A 14,368-nucleotide genomic window follows, 5' to 3' on the forward strand; every position below is an offset into this window, starting at 1 on the left:
GACGGTGGCCCGCACCGGGCGCGGAGCGTACCGGGTTTGTGCCAGATGTGACGGGGTGTCAGATTTTCGGGCCATGGGAATCTGTGACGGACGAGTCGTGATCGTGACCGGTGCCGGCCGGGGCCTCGGGCGGGCCCACGCCCTGGCCTTCGCCGAGCAGGGCGCCAAGGTGGTGGTGAACGACCTCGGCGTCGCGCAGGACGGCTCCGACCCGTCCGACACCCCGGCCCAGCAGGTGGTCGACGAGATCGTGGCCGCTGGCGGGGAGGCGATCACCTCGAGCCACGACGTCGCCGACTGGGACGCCGCCGGCGAGATGGTGCAGTCCGCGATCGACACGTTCGGCGGGCTCGACGTGGTGGTCAACAACGCCGGCATCGTCCGGGACCGCATGTTCGTGAACTCCGAGCAGTCCGAGTGGGAGGCCGTGCTGCGCGTGCACGTCATGGGCCACGCCGCGCCGTCCCGCCACGCCGCGACCTACTGGCGGGCGCGCTCGAAGGCCGGCGAGCCGGTCGACGCCCGCATCATCAACACCTCGTCGGGTGCCGGCCTCATGGGGTCGATCGCCCAGGCCGCGTACTCGGCCGCCAAGGGCGCCATCGCCAGCCTGACGCTGGTCCAGGCGGCCGAGCTGGGCCGCATCGGCGTGACCGCCAACGCCCTGGCGCCCGCGGCACGCACCCGCATGACCGAGGAGGCCTTCGCCGACATGATGGCCGAGGTCGACGAGGGCGCCTTCGACGCCATGGCACCCGAGAACGTCTCGCCGCTCGTCGTGTGGCTGGGATCGCCCGAGTCGGCCGACGTCACCGGTCGGGTGTTCGAGGTCGAGGGCGGGATCATCGGCATCGCCGAGGGCTTCCGCCACGGGCCGCGCTTCGACAAGGGCGCCCGGTGGGACCCGGCCGAGGTCGGTCCCGTCGTCGCCGACCTCCTGCAGGAGGCCACGCCGCCGACCCCGGTGTACGGCGCCGGCTGAGCCGCTCGGCGGCCGCGCCGCCCGCCTCCGCTGGCCGGGGTGGGTGAGCCCAGGCTCCTGCTGCGCTGCCGACCGTGGGTGTGTACCGTTTGGGGCGAAGCGCGCACCCGCACGGGGCGCGACCGACCCAGGGAGCACCACCATGTCCCAGCCCCGCCGGCGCATGTTCGCGTCCAAGATCCACCGCGCCACCGTGACGGGCGCGGATGTCGACTACGAGGGGTCGGTCACGATCGACCGCGACCTCCTCGACGCCGCCGGGATCCTCGAGTGGGAGGAGGTGCAGGTGTGGGACGTCACCAACGGCGCCCGGCTCGCCACCTACGCCATCGCCGGTGAGCGCGGCAGCGGCGACATCTGCATCAACGGCGCCGCCGCCCACCTCGTCCGGCCGGGCGACCTGGTCATCCTGGCGACGTTCGTCGACCTCGACGACGACGCCGCCCGCGACCACACGCCGACCGTCGTGTTCGTCGACGAGGCCAACCGCGTGCGCGAGCAGCGCGCCGAGGTCGCCGGGCCGGCGCCCTCCCCGTCGCTCAACTGACCCCGGACGCGGAACTGGCTGTCGTTCTGCCGGTCGGGACCGGCAGAACGACAGCCAGAACGGCGTGTCGGGGGGTGGTCAGCTGAGGCGCTCGACCACCATGGCCATGCCCTGGCCGCCGCCGACGCACATCGTCTCCACGCCGAACGTCTTGTCCGACTCCTGGAGGTTGTGGATCAGCGTCGTCATGATGCGGGCGCCGGTCATGCCGAACGGGTGGCCGAGGGCGATCGAGCCGCCGCGGGTGTTCAGCTTCTCCATCGGGATGCCGAGCTGGCGGGCCGACGGCAGCACCTGGGCGGCGAAGGCCTCGTTGATCTCGAACAGGTCGATGTCGTCGATCGACATGCCGGCCCGGCCGAGCGCCTTCTTGACGGCCTCGACGGGACCGAGGCCCATGATCTCGGGGTTCAGGCCGGTGGCGGCCGACGAGATGATGCGGGCGAGCGGCGTGAGGCCGAGGGCCTTGGCCTTGGTGTCGCTCATGACGACCACGGCGGCGGCGCCGTCGTTCAGCGGGCAGGCGTTGCCCGCGGTCACGGTGCCGTCGGGGCGGAACACCGGGGCCAGCGTGCTGATCTTCTCGTACGTGGTGCCGGGGCGGATGCCGTCGTCCTTGGTGACGATGCCGTCGGGCGTGGTCACCGGCGTGATCTCGGCCTCCCAGTAGCCGCTGTTGAGGCTCTCCTCGGCGAGGTTCTGGCTGCGGACGGCGAACTCGTCCTGGTCCTGGCGGCTGACGTCCTCGAGCTGCGCGACGTTCTCGGCCGTCTGGCCCATCGCGAGGTACATGTCGGGCAGGCCCTTCTGAGGCTCCCACTTGGGGGCGCCACCGGCGGCGCGCTCGGACGAGTGGGCCTCGGCGTCGGCGAACAGCGGGTTCTTCGGCCCGTCGGCCATGCCGAAGGGGAAGCGGCTGGCGGTCTCGACGCCGCCGGCGATGAAGACGTCGCCGTCGCCGGCCTTGACCGCGTGGGCGGCCATGCGGATCGTCATCAGCGACGACGAGCAGTAGCGGTTGACGGTCGCGCCGGGGACGTCGTCCAGGCCGGCGAGCACCGCGGCGACGCGGGCGATGTTGTGGCCGGACTCACCGGCGGGCTGGCCGCAGCCCCACAGGACGTCCTCGATCTCGGTGCGGTCGAGCTCGGGCACCTTGGCGAGTACGGCCTCGATGATGTGGGCGGAGAGGTCGTCGGGGCGCAGGTCCTTCAGCGAGCCCTTGGACATGCGTCCGATCGGCGTACGGGCGGTGGCGACGATCACGGCCTCGGTCATGGCGTTTCCCCTTGTGAGCGACCCGGGTCCCCCCGGTCGGCGTCCAGCTGTGGTCCTGGCAGGTTACCCACGGGTAACCGGGGCGCCCAATCGACGGTCGGACACGAACGCGGCGGTCAGGACGGGGTGACGCTCAGCGCGACCTCCCAGGTCCAGGTGGGGTCCGACGCGTTCGTGCAGGTCACCGTGACGCCGTCCTCGGGACCTGGCGAGGTCCACTCGACGACGAACTGGTTGGAGCCGGTGATCGGGACGCCCGTGTAGCCCGTGACCGTGCCGCCGCCGTGCACGCCTGCGTCGCACGTCGCGACCGCGCCCCCACCGATCTGGACGTTCTCCGCAACGAGCTGGACGATCGACCTCGCGGCCCCGTCCGACGAGACCGCCGGGGACTGCACGCCCGGGGTGAGCTGTCCCGTCCAGGTGCGCCCGCTCGGCCCGTCGTCGACGCGGACCAGGATCTCGCCGTCCCGACAGTCCTTGTTGGCGGTCCAGCGGATGTCGCCGTCGCCGGTGCGGACGCAGAGGAAGGCCTGGTCGACGCTGATCGAGCCGTCCGCGTTCTTCTGGCACGCCGCGGCGCCGGTGCCGAGCAGCAGCAGGGCGCCGAGCGCGACGGCGGCGCGGCGGACGGGGCGGGGGAGCGGTCGTACGGGCACGGGAGCCTCCGGGGCAGGACGGTTCCCACGATCATCGGCACGACGGCCCAGAACCTGAGTGACCTGGGCGTCACCCGGCTCGACCCGCTCAGGGGAAGAAGCGGCTGACCGTGTCGGCCACGCAGGCCGGCTTGGCGTCGGGTGTGCCCTCGCCTGCGAGGTCGCGCTCGACGGTCACGCGCACGGTGACCTGCACGCCGCCCTTCTCCTCGGATGCGGCGACGACCTCGCCCCTGGCCCGCACCCGGGAGCCGACGGGGACCGGCGCGGGGAACCGCACCTTGTCGAGGCCCACGTTCACACCCATCGAGAACGCCTCGACGGTCAGCAGCTCCGGCAGGAAGAGGTTCACCATCGACAGCGTGAGGTAGCCGTGGGCGATGGGGCCGCCGAACGGCGACTCGGCCGTCGCCCGCTCGACGTCGACGTGGATCCACTGGAAGTCGCCGGTGGCCTCGGCGAACTCGTTGACCCGGTCCTGGGTGACGTCGACCCAGTCGGTGCTGCCCAGGTCGGCGCCGACCATGTCGAGCAGGGCGGCGGGTTCTGCGACGGTCGTCATGGCTCGGCTCCTCGGTGCGGTCAGGGGTGCTGGCTGGAGACGGCGAGGACCTCGCCGGTCATGTAGCTGGACAGGTCGCTGGCCAGGAAGACCATCACGTTGGCGATCTCCCACGGCTCGGCGGCGCGGCCGAAGGCCTCCTTGGCGGTCAGCTCCTCGAGCAGGCCCGGGGGCGTGACCTTGGCGAGGTTGGCGTGCATGGCCAGGCTGGGGCTCACGGCGTTGATGCGCACGCCGTGCTCGGCGGCCTCCATCGCGGCGGACCGGGTCAGGGCCATCACGCCGGCCTTCGCCGCGGCGTAGTGCGACTGGCGCTCCTGCGCCCGCCACCCGAGGACCGAGGCGTTGTTCACGACCGCTCCCGAGCCCTGCTCGTACATGACCGGCAGGACGGCCCGGAGGCACTTGAACGTGCCGGTCAGCGTCACCCCGATGACCTTGTCCCACTCCTCGTCGGTGAGCTCGGTGACCAGGCCGTTGCCGCCGAGGCCTGCGTTGTTCATCCAGACGTCGATGCCACCCATCTCGCCCATGGCGGTGACGACCAGGCCCCGCACGTCGGCGTCGTCGGTGACGTTGCACACGACCGCCGGCGGCCGCACGCCGAACTCCTCGTCGAGCGCATCGGCGGTCTCGCCGATGCGGCGCTCGTGCGCGTCGGAGATCACGATCTCGGCGCCTTCGAGCAGGCAGCGGCGCGCCAGCGCGCCGCCGATGCCGGTGCCGGCGGCCGCGGTGATCACCACGCGCTTGCCGTCGAGCAGGCCGCGCCCGGGCGGTTCGGTGGGAGTGGGCTGTGCGGGCATCGTGGGTCGCTCCTCAGCGCGGTTCGCGAGGGAGCCCCAGGGCCCACGTCCGCCGACCCCGCCCAGCCACCCCGGACATCGGCCTCGGACTTCCGAAGGGAAGGGGTCCGCTCGTCATCGTGGTTCCCTCGGAAGTCCGAGGGCCCTTTCTCCTATCAGGTTCTTCTGGATCTCGTTCGAGCCGCCGTAGATGGTGTCGGAGCGGCTGAAGAAGAAGAGCTTGTGCAGCGGCGACATCTCGAGGTCGCCGGCGTCGCCCTCCTCGGCCGCCGAGTAGCGCGTGAGCAGGGCCTCGGGGCCGACGACGTCCATGGCCAGCTCGCCCATGTCCCGGTGCAGGTTCGCCCAGTAGAGCTTGTTGATCATCGCCTCCCGGGGGAGCGCGACGTTCTCGTCGACGCGGAGGGCCCGGACCGCGTTCCAGCGCATGATCCGCACGCGGATCCAGAGGTCGGCGAGCCGCTGCCGCACGACCGGGTCGGCGATCGAACCCGTGCGCCGGGCCGCGTCGGTGATCTCGCCCAGCTCGCGGTCGAACGCCATCTGCTGGCCGAGCGTGAGCACGCCCCGCTCGAACGCCAGCGTGCCCATCGCGACCTTCCACCCGTCGCCGGGCGCGCCGACGACCAGGTCGGCGGCGGTGCGGGCGCCGTCGAAGAACACCTCGTTGAACTCGGCGGTGCCGGTGATCTGGCGGATGGGCCGCACCTCGATCCCGGGCTGGTCCATCGGGACGAGGAGGTACGACAGGCCCTTGTGGCGTGAGGAGCCCTCCTCGGTCCGGGCGACCACGAAGCACCAGTCCGACCACTGCGCGAGCGAGGTCCAGACCTTCTGCCCGTCGATCACCCACTCGTCGCCCTCGAGCCGCGCCCGCGTCGAGACGTTGGCCAGGTCGGAGCCCGCGTTGGGCTCGGAGTAGCCCTGGCACCAGAACTCGGTGCCGGACACGATCCCGGGCAGGAACCGCTGCTGGATCTCCGGCGAGGCGAAGTGCACGAGCGTGGGACCGAGCAGGCCCTCGCCGATCAGGCCGGCGCGACCGGGACCGCCGGCCCGGGCGTACTCCTCGTGGAACGCGACCTCCAGGTGCAGGGGCAGGCCGCGCCCGCCGTGCTCGACGGGCCAGCCGACGCAGGTCCAGCCGCCGGAGGCGAGCTCCCGCTCCCACTCCATCCGCTCCCGGACGAAGGCGTGCTCGTCGCCGGGTCCACCCCGGTGGCGCAGGATCTCGAAGTCGCCCCGCAGGTGCTCGGCCATCCAGTCGGCGACCTCCTCGCGGAACTCGCGTTCGGAGGGGACGGCCGATCCGTCGGTGGTCTGGGCCCGGGTGGTCTCCACGGGCCACGACGATAGATGGAACTGACGACCCGTCAGAAAGCGAGCGCGGGGCGGGAGCCCCGGCGCTCGGTCACCGCGCTCGTACACTCGTCGCCGTGGCGGGACCGAGGAACCGAACCGCATGGATCCTCGGCGGCGTGATCGCCGTGCTCGCCGTGGTGGTCGTCGTGCTCGCCGTGCTGCTGCTCCGCTCGGGTGACGACGAGCCGACGTCGACGACCTCGCCCGGCCGGCCCACCACGTCGGCGCCATCGACCAGCCAGCCCGGGCAGCCCTCGTCGCCGACCTCGACGACGTCGACGCCCGAGGGGCCGGTGTCGTTCCAGGACGTGACGATGCAGGAGGGGATCGTCCAGCGGCAGTACCTGGTGCTGCGCCCCGCCGACGCGCCGGCCGACGAGCCGCTGCCCGCGGTGCTGGTCGTCCACGGGCTCGGCGTCGACCGGTTCGCCATGGCGTCGGTCGCGCCGTGGGCCGAGGCGGTGGCACGCGACGGCTTCGTGGCCGTGTTCCCCCAGGGCGTCCTGGACTCGTGGAACCTCGGGCCGTGCTGCCCGCCCGCCTCGCTCGCCGGCGTCGACGACGTCGGGTTCCTCGGACGGGTCATCGACCAGGTCGTGGCGCGGCCCGACGTGGACCCCGACCGGCTCTACCTGACCGGGTTCTCGAACGGCGGGATGATGGTCTACGAGCTCGCCTGCGCCCGGACCGAGGACTTCGCCGCGGTGGCGCCGATGGCGGCGACGAACATCACCGGCTGCACGCCGTCACGACCGATCTCGCTCCTGCACATGCACGGCGACCCGGATCCGACGGTGCCCTACGACGGTTCGCCGTCGCTGAGCCAGGCCCTGTCGGCGAAGCCGTTCCCCGCCGTGCCGTCGACGGTGGCGGCCTGGGCCCGCGCCGATGGGTGCGACGCCGAGCCGGACCGGACCGACGAGGGCGACGGCGTGACCGTCGACGAGTGGCCGGGCTGCCCCGAGGGCATCCAGGTGGAGCTGATCACGTACCCGGGCAACGGGCACAACTGGCCGAGCGAGCCGCTCGACGGCCTCGACGAGCTGCTCCGGTTCTTCGACCTGCAGTCCTGACCCCGCTCGGATCGCGCCGCGCCCCGACCGTGGGAGGGATCAGCCCCGGGCGATCGGGACGACCGGCGCCGACATCCGGGAGCGCATCGACGGGTGCGAGCGGGAGCGGCCGCCGCCGTAGTCGGCGATGGCCCGCCGCAGCGCCGCGACCGGGTCGGAGCCGGAGGCCAGCAAGCGGTGCGCCGACAGGAATCGGAGGTACGTGTCGAGCGTGGCGGCGACCTGGTGCTGCTCGGGCAGCTCCACCTCGGCGTCCTGGCACCACTCGGCGAGCTCGACCCACAGCAGCGTGCCGATGTCCTCGACGGTCCAGACGGTGGCGCTGCCGGGGAGGCCGGCGTCCGCCGACGAGTGCACCCGGGCCGCGACGATCGCCGCCAGCGCGTCGCGGTGGGCGGCGCGCCCGCTGGACAGCGCCCACCGGGCGACGGCTCGCCGGTGGGCCAGCACGGCGGCGGGCACGGGGACCGCGTGGGCCCGGGGAGCGGCGGGAGCGATCGTCGAGGTGGACATGTCGCCATCATGGCGACGGGGTCTGACAGTGGGTCCGCTCGCCGGCGTCGCCCGGCGCGAGTCCCGGCGCGCGGAGCGGTCCGGACGCGGATCGGGGACGGGACCCGTGGGTCCCGTCCCCGATCGTCGGAGTCCGTCCGGCCGTACGGCCGGGGATCAGCCCGCCAGCGACAGCGAGGCGCCGGCGACGCTGCTGCCGCCGGAGGTGCCGGCCGTGCCGGTCGCGCCCGTCGAGGCGCCCTCGACGCTCGCCGCCGCCACCGACACGTCGATGACGCCCTGCGAGCAGATGCCGATCGGGTCCTCGCCGGCGGTCAGCGTGGCCGCCTGCGGCGGCGTGCTGAAGAGGCCGGTGAGCGCCGTGATCGCCGCGTTGACGTCGATGTCGGACAGGCCCTTCTTGATCATCAGGTCGAGCCGCTGGACCTGGAGGTCGCCCCAGCGGGTCCAGTCCCGGAAGATGCCCTTGGCGTCCTCGATCGCGATCTGGAGGTCGACCCAGGCGATGGCCTCGTCGACGGTGGCCGCGCCGCCGGGCAGCGTGGTCGTCGGACCGCCACCGGCGCCGCCGCCGAGCAGGCCCTTGGCGGCGTCGATGATCCCGGTGAGGACCTCCTGCGGGAACACCGAGTAGTAGCGGTCGATGGCGAGCGAGTCGATGTCCTTCTCACCGTTCTTGCCGACGAACTCGATGTTGTAGAGGCCGGCCTTGTCGCCGGCGGTGACCTTCACGCCGCCGCCGCCGATCGACGGCAACGCCTCGAGCGCGGCCTGGACGTCCGCGGGCGAGGGCAGCTCGTGCGGCCGGAGGATGTAGTCGTTCGCCGTGTTGAGCCAGTTCTGGGGCGTCGGGGTGGTGCCCCGCCACAGGGCCGGGACCAGCCAGATCAGCGGCGAGACCTCGTCGCCCAGCTTGACCGTCAGCGCAACGCCCTTCTTGAACGCCTCACCCGTCGGGTCGATCTGCAGCGTCTGCACCTCGTTGGTGCCCGGGAGCGTCCCGGAGCAGACCTCGAAGGTGACCGAGCTCGTCGTGCCGGCGGCGCCGGTGTTGACGACCACCTGGCCGTTGACGACCTGGCCCGGGCCCTCGACGACCTTCAGGGTCTCGGGCTGGACCGGGCGCTTCACGCCGTTCTCGTCGGTGCCGTCCGTGACGTACTTGCCGAGCACGTCGACGCTGACCGAGGAGTTCGCCGTGCCCTCGAGCTCGATGGGCTGGACGACGTCGGGCGAGCCGGGGATCTTGATCGACGTGGTGGCCGCGGTGCCCGGGGCCGAGCACTCGACCTTGACGTCGGTCGTCTTGCCCGAGATGTCGAGCGAGATCGTCAGGGCGATCTTCTTGGGCGAGTACTTGATGATGCCGCCTTTGCCGATGCCCTCGAGGGTGCCGGTGAACGGGCCCTGGGTCACGGTGGCGGGCTGGCCGCCGGTGATCGCGATGTCGACCGGACCGGGGCGACCCTGCACCTCGGTGGTGTCGGTCGGGCCGCTGATGCCCATGTCGAGCGACAGGTCCTTGACCGTCAGGGTCGGGTCAATCGCGGCGATCTGGCTCGTGACCGACGCAGCGATCGTGATGCCCCACGTGAACGAGATCGGCTGGTCCGGCGCCTCGGGGTCGAGGGTCGCCGGCACGTCCGACGTGATGGTGAAGGGCAGGGCGAGCGCACCGCCGAACGCGGCGAGGAGGCCTCGCGACGCATCGTCCGCGCCGGCGCACGAGCCGGTGAGGGACTTGGTCTGCGGTGCGGCCGACGTCGGCGACCCCGCGGTGAACGCGAACGCGGTCGCGACGAGCGCGACCGCCACGGCCGCACGCGTGCTCCGTGCCTTGAACAACCTCGACAACATGCAGCCCTCCAGACCATCGATCGTGTCGCCTGCAGCCCCAGCCGGGACCGGGTCCGGCGTCCGCCCGATCCGCCCCCGACAGCCCACCGCGTCGCAGGACGACGAGACGGACGACACATCTGTGCGCAGATTGAATAGGCCGTCGCCGGGCGCCGGCGCAAGGGCGATGGACCGCCACGGGAACCTTTCCCCACGCCTTGTTGACGGACCGTGGTCGACCGCTCACGCAGGGCGCCGCGATGGGGGATCGACCCCCTCAGGAGCGCCGGGGCGCCTGTGTACCCTGTGGCCGGGCGGGCCGGTGCGCGACGGTGCCGGTCCAGGTGCGTTGGGGAATGCTGGGAGACCTGTGGCGGACGGTGGAGTGACGCGGGACGACGGTCCCGACGGGCAGGCCGACCCTGCCGCCGCGCCCCCGGGTCCGACGCCGCCCGCACCCCCTGCGTCCGCGCCGGCCGCAGCACCCTCGACCCCGCCCGCCGCTCCCACGCTGCCGCCGACCGCGCCGCCCCCGACCGCGCCGAGCCCGCCCGGGCCGCCGACCGGTCCCGACGTCGTGCTCGCCTCGCCGACGACCGCGACGACCTCCGGGGTCGTCCACGTCCGCGACGAGCTCATCGGCCTGAGCGAGCTCCCGACGGGCGCGTCGCCCTCCGCCCACGTCGTCGACCCGCCCGTGCCGCGCGCCGACGGCGGTCGCGACCGCGGCGTGCCCGTGCTGCCCCGACGGCCCGTGTCGCGGTCGGTGCGCACGCTGGCCGTCGGCGCGGTCGCCGTGGTCGTCGCAGGCGCGGTGGTCTCGGTCATCGTGGGCGCGCTCGTCGTCGACGGCGGTGCCGACGTCGGCGGGCTGGTCGGGGCCGAGCTCGCCGTGCTCGTCCCCGCCGCGGTCGTCGCGGGCGTGCTGCTCGCCATGCTGCGCGACCGTCTCCGCCGGCAGCTCGACGAACCCGTCGCGGTGCTCCGGCAAGTGGCGTCGTCGGTCCTCGACGGCGACCTCGGCGTGCGGACCGGGCGCAGCGGCCCGACCGACGTCGACGCGCTGGCCGAGGAGCTCGACGCCGCGACCGCCGCGGTGCAGGTCCACGTGCGCCGGCTCCGCCAGCACGCGGAGTGGGGCGCGCAGAGCCGCATGATCTTCGAGGCGCTCGACCTGGCCGAGGACGAGTCGGGCGCGCACCAGGTCGCGGAGCAGGCGCTGGCGATCGTCGACCCGGAGCGGCCGGTCGAGCTGATGCTCGCCGCGCACGGCTCCACCGAGCTCCAGACCGTGGCGACGAACCCCGCCCAGCCGGCGCCGGGCTGTCCGGTCGAGGAGGTGTCCGGCTGCGTCGCCATCCGGCGCGCCCAGCCCGTCGTGTTCGACAGCTCCGAGTCGATCAACTCGTGCCCGAAGCTCCGCGGCCGGCCCTACGGCCCGTGCTCGGCCGCGTGCGTCCCGGTCAGCGTGGCCGGGCGACCGGTCGGCGTGCTCCACGCGGTCGCCGCCGACCGGCACCCGCCGCCCGAACGCCTCGTCGGCCAGCTCGCCACCCTCTCGACCCAGCTCGGCAACCGACTGGGGGCGCTGCGTGCGCTCGAGACCTCCCGCCTCGAGGCCGCGACCGACAAGCTCACCGGCCTGCCGAACCGTCGCCTCCTCGAGTCCCAGCTCGCCTCGCTCATCGAGCGGTCGACGCCGTTCGTGCTCGTGCTCGCCGACCTCGACAACTTCAAGCGTCTGAACGACTCGTTCGGCCACGAGATCGGTGACCGCGCGCTGCAGCTGTTCGCGCAGGTCCTCCGCGACAAGGTGCGCGGCAACGACGTGATCGCCCGGCTGGGCGGCGAGGAGTTCGTGCTCGTCTACCCGAACATGTCGGTGACCACGTCGATCGAGGCGGTCGAGCGCGTGCGCGACGGGCTCACCCAGGCGCTCGCCGTGTCGACGGTCCCCGAGTTCACCTGCTCGTTCGGCATCACGCACTCGTCGGTCGGCCGGAGCGCGGAGGCGATCCTCCGGGTGGCCGACGCCGGGCTGCTGCGCGCGAAGGAGCTCGGCCGCGACCAGGTCGTGTACGCGGACGAGACGCTCGCGGCGCGCATCTTCGGCGAGGGCGACGACACCCGCCGCTGAACGGCCGGCGTCAGCCGACCGAGGTCCGCGGCACGTCGGTCGTCGGGCCCTGCGGCAGGTTGACGTCCTCGAGCGTGGCCGGCGTGAGCGCGGCCGGACCCGTCGCCGAGTCGAGCAGCTGGCCCATCGTGACGAACTGCAGCCCGGCGTCCATGCCGCCCTTCAGGATCGCGGGCACGGCGGCGACGTCGACGTCGCGCTTCGCCTTCAGCGACCGCACGATCCGGTCGTCCTGCGGCAGGAACAATCCGCGGCCGATCGAGTCGTGCATGTCGATGATCGCCCCCGGCCGGAGCCGTTCGACGATGTGGTCCGCCACGAGCTCGGGCGTCCCGACGCCGGGCACGTTGCGCGACACCGACCAGAGGAAGGTGTCGTAGTCGTGCTCGGCGAGGATGCGCATGGCGGCTCCCGAGAGCTCGCCGCGGGGCGGCCGGAACCACGTGGTGTCGACGCCGAGGATGTCCTGGATCGCCCGCTTGCCGTCGACGATCTGGTCGCGGGTGGTCTCCGGGTCCTGGAACGCGAGGTCCTGGTGGGACCACGTGTGGTTGCCGATCTCGTGACCCTCGTCGATCACCCGATGGGCGAGCTCCCGGTGGTGGTCGACGTTCCAGCCCATCATGAAGAAGGTGGCCTGGGCCCCGACCTCGGCCAGCGCGTCGAGCACCTGCGGCGTCCAGCGCGGGTCGGGCCCGTCGTCGAAGCTCAGCGCGACGTACGGCTGCTCGGTGCCGACGTCCCAGATCATCCGGTGCGCCCCGCGCAGCTGGTTGTCGGGCGCTGCGGCGTCGGACGACTCGATCAGCTTGCGCAGGGACAGGCCGTCGCTGCGCTTCGAGAGTCCCGTGTAGGTGTTCTCGATGATCGCCTCGTCGGGCGAGAGGTGGCCGGTGCCCACGCCGGGCACGTCCTCGGTGCAGCCGGCGAGCGCGGTGGCGGTGGCGATGCCGCCCACCGCACCGGCGGTGGCCAGGAAGCGGCGACGGGTCGGTTCGGGGACGGCGACCAGACCGCGGGGGATGTCCTCGGAGCACATGGGCCCCGATGGTGGCAGTTCGACCGCTGCCCGTGGGGGCAGGGGGAGTGGTGGTCCCCCGTCAGGTGACGGTCAGTTGCCGTTCGTCGACCAGTGCCACGGCTCGGACGGCAGGTTGTAGAAGCCGTACGACGCCGCGTTGGCCTTGAGCCAGGCGAAGCCCGAGCTGCCGCGGCTCAGCGTGGAGCCGCCCTGCGTGAAGTCGATCGCCAGGCCGCGCTCGTGCATCGACTGGCCGGGCCGGGCGGTCGGCGGGCTGCACGACGACGCCGGCATCTCGTAGATCGCGTAGTTGCTCGTGCCGCAGTTGCTCTTGCGCACGGCGATCTGGCCGGACGGGTCGCGGTAGCCGCCACCGCTGAAGTTGATGCCCGCCGCAGAGGCCGCGCTGAGCAGCCGCTGCAGGTTGCCTGCGATCGACTGGTGGACGCGGATGCCGCCGACGCTGACGATCTCGCCGCTGCCGGTGATCGTGGGCGGCACACCGCCGCCGCCACCGCCACCGCCGCCACCGGAGCCCTTGAGCGTGACCCGGGCGGCCTTGGCCCGGGACTCGGCGGCGGCGCGCTGCGCTGCGAGCGCCTTGGCGATCTCGGCCTGCTTGGAGGAGATGGACGACGACAGGTTGGCGTCGACCGAGGCGAGCGAGTCGGCCTCGGAGAGCGCACGGTCGATCCGGGCGTCGACCTGCGCGGCGAACGCCTGCTGCTTCTCGTACGCCGCGTTGAGGTCGCCGAGGCGGTCCTGCACGGCGGCCTTGCTCTTGGCGGCGCGGTCGGCGGCGGCCGTCGCTGCGGCCCGCTGCAGCTCCAGGTCCTCCTGCTTGGACCGGAACCGCTCGACGACGTCGGTGTTCTCGTTCGCCTGCACGGACAGGAAGGTGCGCTTGGTGACGGCGTCGTTGACGTCGTCGACGCCGACGCCCGACATCGGGTCCGAGCTGCCCATCGTGACGTAGGCCTGGACGGCGGAGTCCTTCATGCGGGCGCGGAGGTCGTCGAGCTCCTTCTGCGTCTGCACCTGCGCCGCCTCGGCGGCGGTCTTGTCGGACTCGGCCTGGGTGACGGCGCGCTGCGCCTCCTCGACCCGGTCCTGCTGCGCGCTGACCTGCGCGTTCAGGGCGCCCAGCGCCGAGCTGACCTCGGCGTCGGTCGCCTTGAGGCCGTTCACCTCGGACGCCTTGGCCGCCTTCTGCGCCCTGACCTGGTCACGCTGCTTCTGCAGCTCGGCGAGGCTGGAGCCCTTGGGGTCGTCGGCCGACGCGCCGCTCGCGGGGACCAGCGAGACGGCCAGGGCGGTCGCCGCGATCGCGGCGACCAGCAGGGTCGATCGGCTCCGCCGGTGCCGGCTGCGGGGGGCCGGGGCGGTGTGCTTCGAGCTGCGCGGTGGGATGTGCTGCACGTCGTCCTGGGAGGGGATCAGGCCGGCGCCGGGGCGGGACGGCGGCGTGTCGTTCGGGTCGGCCGGTGCTGTCCGGGACGGGGTCGCTCGCGACGTCCGAACGGACAGACCTTTCGTAACGAGACCGCAATGTAACACACGGCCCGGCGGGCGTGGGGGCCGCCGAGCGGATC

General features: G+C 72.9%; 13 protein-coding genes. 4 read left to right on the forward strand and 9 right to left on the reverse strand.

The genetic code is table 11. The features are described from left to right. Window positions 1–73: 73 nt before the first annotated feature. Together LH044_RS15955 and panD are read left to right on the forward strand one after the other, a co-directional pair. Complete coding sequence (locus LH044_RS15955) at window positions 74–982, forward strand: SDR family oxidoreductase (RefSeq protein ID WP_227756580.1); 909 nt, start codon at window positions 74–76, stop codon at window positions 980–982. A gap of 142 nt (window positions 983–1,124) precedes the next feature. Further along, entirely contained in the window at window positions 1,125–1,529 is a 405-nt protein-coding gene (gene panD, locus LH044_RS15960) for an aspartate 1-decarboxylase (RefSeq protein ID WP_227756581.1), read from the forward strand. 78 nt (window positions 1,530–1,607) lie between these two features. Here the strand turns inward: panD and LH044_RS15965 are convergent, their stop codons facing one another. The 5 genes from LH044_RS15965 to LH044_RS15985 all read right to left on the reverse strand — a co-directional run bounded on the left by LH044_RS15965 (window position 1,608) and on the right by LH044_RS15985 (window position 6,175). Then, complete coding sequence (locus tag LH044_RS15965; RefSeq protein ID WP_227756582.1) at window positions 1,608–2,807, reverse strand: acetyl-CoA C-acetyltransferase; 1,200 nt, start codon at window positions 2,805–2,807, stop codon at window positions 1,608–1,610. A 116-nt stretch (window positions 2,808–2,923) separates the two neighbouring features. Then, entirely contained in the window at window positions 2,924–3,466 is a 543-nt protein-coding gene (locus LH044_RS15970) for a hypothetical protein (protein ID WP_227756583.1), read from the reverse strand. An 88-nt stretch (window positions 3,467–3,554) separates the two neighbouring features. Further along, complete coding sequence (locus tag LH044_RS15975; RefSeq protein WP_227756584.1) at window positions 3,555–4,028, reverse strand: MaoC family dehydratase; 474 nt, start codon at window positions 4,026–4,028, stop codon at window positions 3,555–3,557. Window positions 4,029–4,048: 20 nt separating this feature from the next. After that, entirely contained in the window at window positions 4,049–4,834 is a 786-nt protein-coding gene (locus LH044_RS15980; RefSeq protein WP_227756585.1) for an SDR family oxidoreductase, read from the reverse strand. Between the two features lie 114 nt (window positions 4,835–4,948). Further along, a complete protein-coding gene (locus tag LH044_RS15985; RefSeq protein ID WP_227756586.1) occupies window positions 4,949–6,175 on the reverse strand; it encodes an acyl-CoA dehydrogenase family protein in 1,227 nt (408 codons plus the stop codon). A gap of 95 nt (window positions 6,176–6,270) precedes the next feature. Between LH044_RS15985 and LH044_RS15990 the strand changes: the two genes are divergently transcribed. Beyond that, a complete protein-coding gene (locus LH044_RS15990; protein ID WP_227756587.1) occupies window positions 6,271–7,269 on the forward strand; it encodes a CE1 family esterase in 999 nt (332 codons plus the stop codon). A gap of 39 nt (window positions 7,270–7,308) precedes the next feature. Here LH044_RS15990 and LH044_RS15995 read toward each other — a convergent pair whose 3' ends face one another. Together LH044_RS15995 and LH044_RS16000 are read right to left on the reverse strand one after the other, a co-directional pair. Beyond that, window positions 7,309–7,782, reverse strand: a complete 474-nt coding sequence (locus LH044_RS15995) for a hypothetical protein (RefSeq protein ID WP_227756588.1) — start codon at window positions 7,780–7,782, stop codon at window positions 7,309–7,311. A gap of 156 nt (window positions 7,783–7,938) precedes the next feature. Beyond that, the gene (locus tag LH044_RS16000; protein ID WP_227756589.1) at window positions 7,939–9,639 is read right to left on the reverse strand and encodes a hypothetical protein; all 1,701 of its coding nucleotides are present in this window, start codon (window positions 9,637–9,639) and stop codon (window positions 7,939–7,941) included. Window positions 9,640–10,003: 364 nt separating this feature from the next. Between LH044_RS16000 and LH044_RS16005 the strand changes: the two genes are divergently transcribed. Continuing rightward, a complete protein-coding gene (locus tag LH044_RS16005; RefSeq protein ID WP_227756590.1) occupies window positions 10,004–11,755 on the forward strand; it encodes a GGDEF domain-containing protein in 1,752 nt (583 codons plus the stop codon). A 10-nt stretch (window positions 11,756–11,765) separates the two neighbouring features. On the opposite strand, the gene LH044_RS16010 is transcribed toward LH044_RS16005, so the two are convergent. After that, a complete protein-coding gene (locus LH044_RS16010; protein ID WP_227756591.1) occupies window positions 11,766–12,794 on the reverse strand; it encodes a polysaccharide deacetylase family protein in 1,029 nt (342 codons plus the stop codon). Between the two features lie 72 nt (window positions 12,795–12,866). Further along, window positions 12,867–14,195 (reverse strand): M15 family metallopeptidase, encoded by a 1,329-nt coding sequence (locus LH044_RS16015; RefSeq protein ID WP_227756592.1) that lies wholly within the window; start codon window positions 14,193–14,195, stop codon window positions 12,867–12,869. Between the last annotated feature and the right edge of the window lie 173 nt (window positions 14,196–14,368).

Origin of the sequence: Dermatobacter hominis (assembly GCF_020715685.1) — a bacterium.
Classification (GTDB): domain Bacteria; phylum Actinomycetota; class Acidimicrobiia; order Acidimicrobiales; family Microtrichaceae; genus Dermatobacter; species Dermatobacter hominis.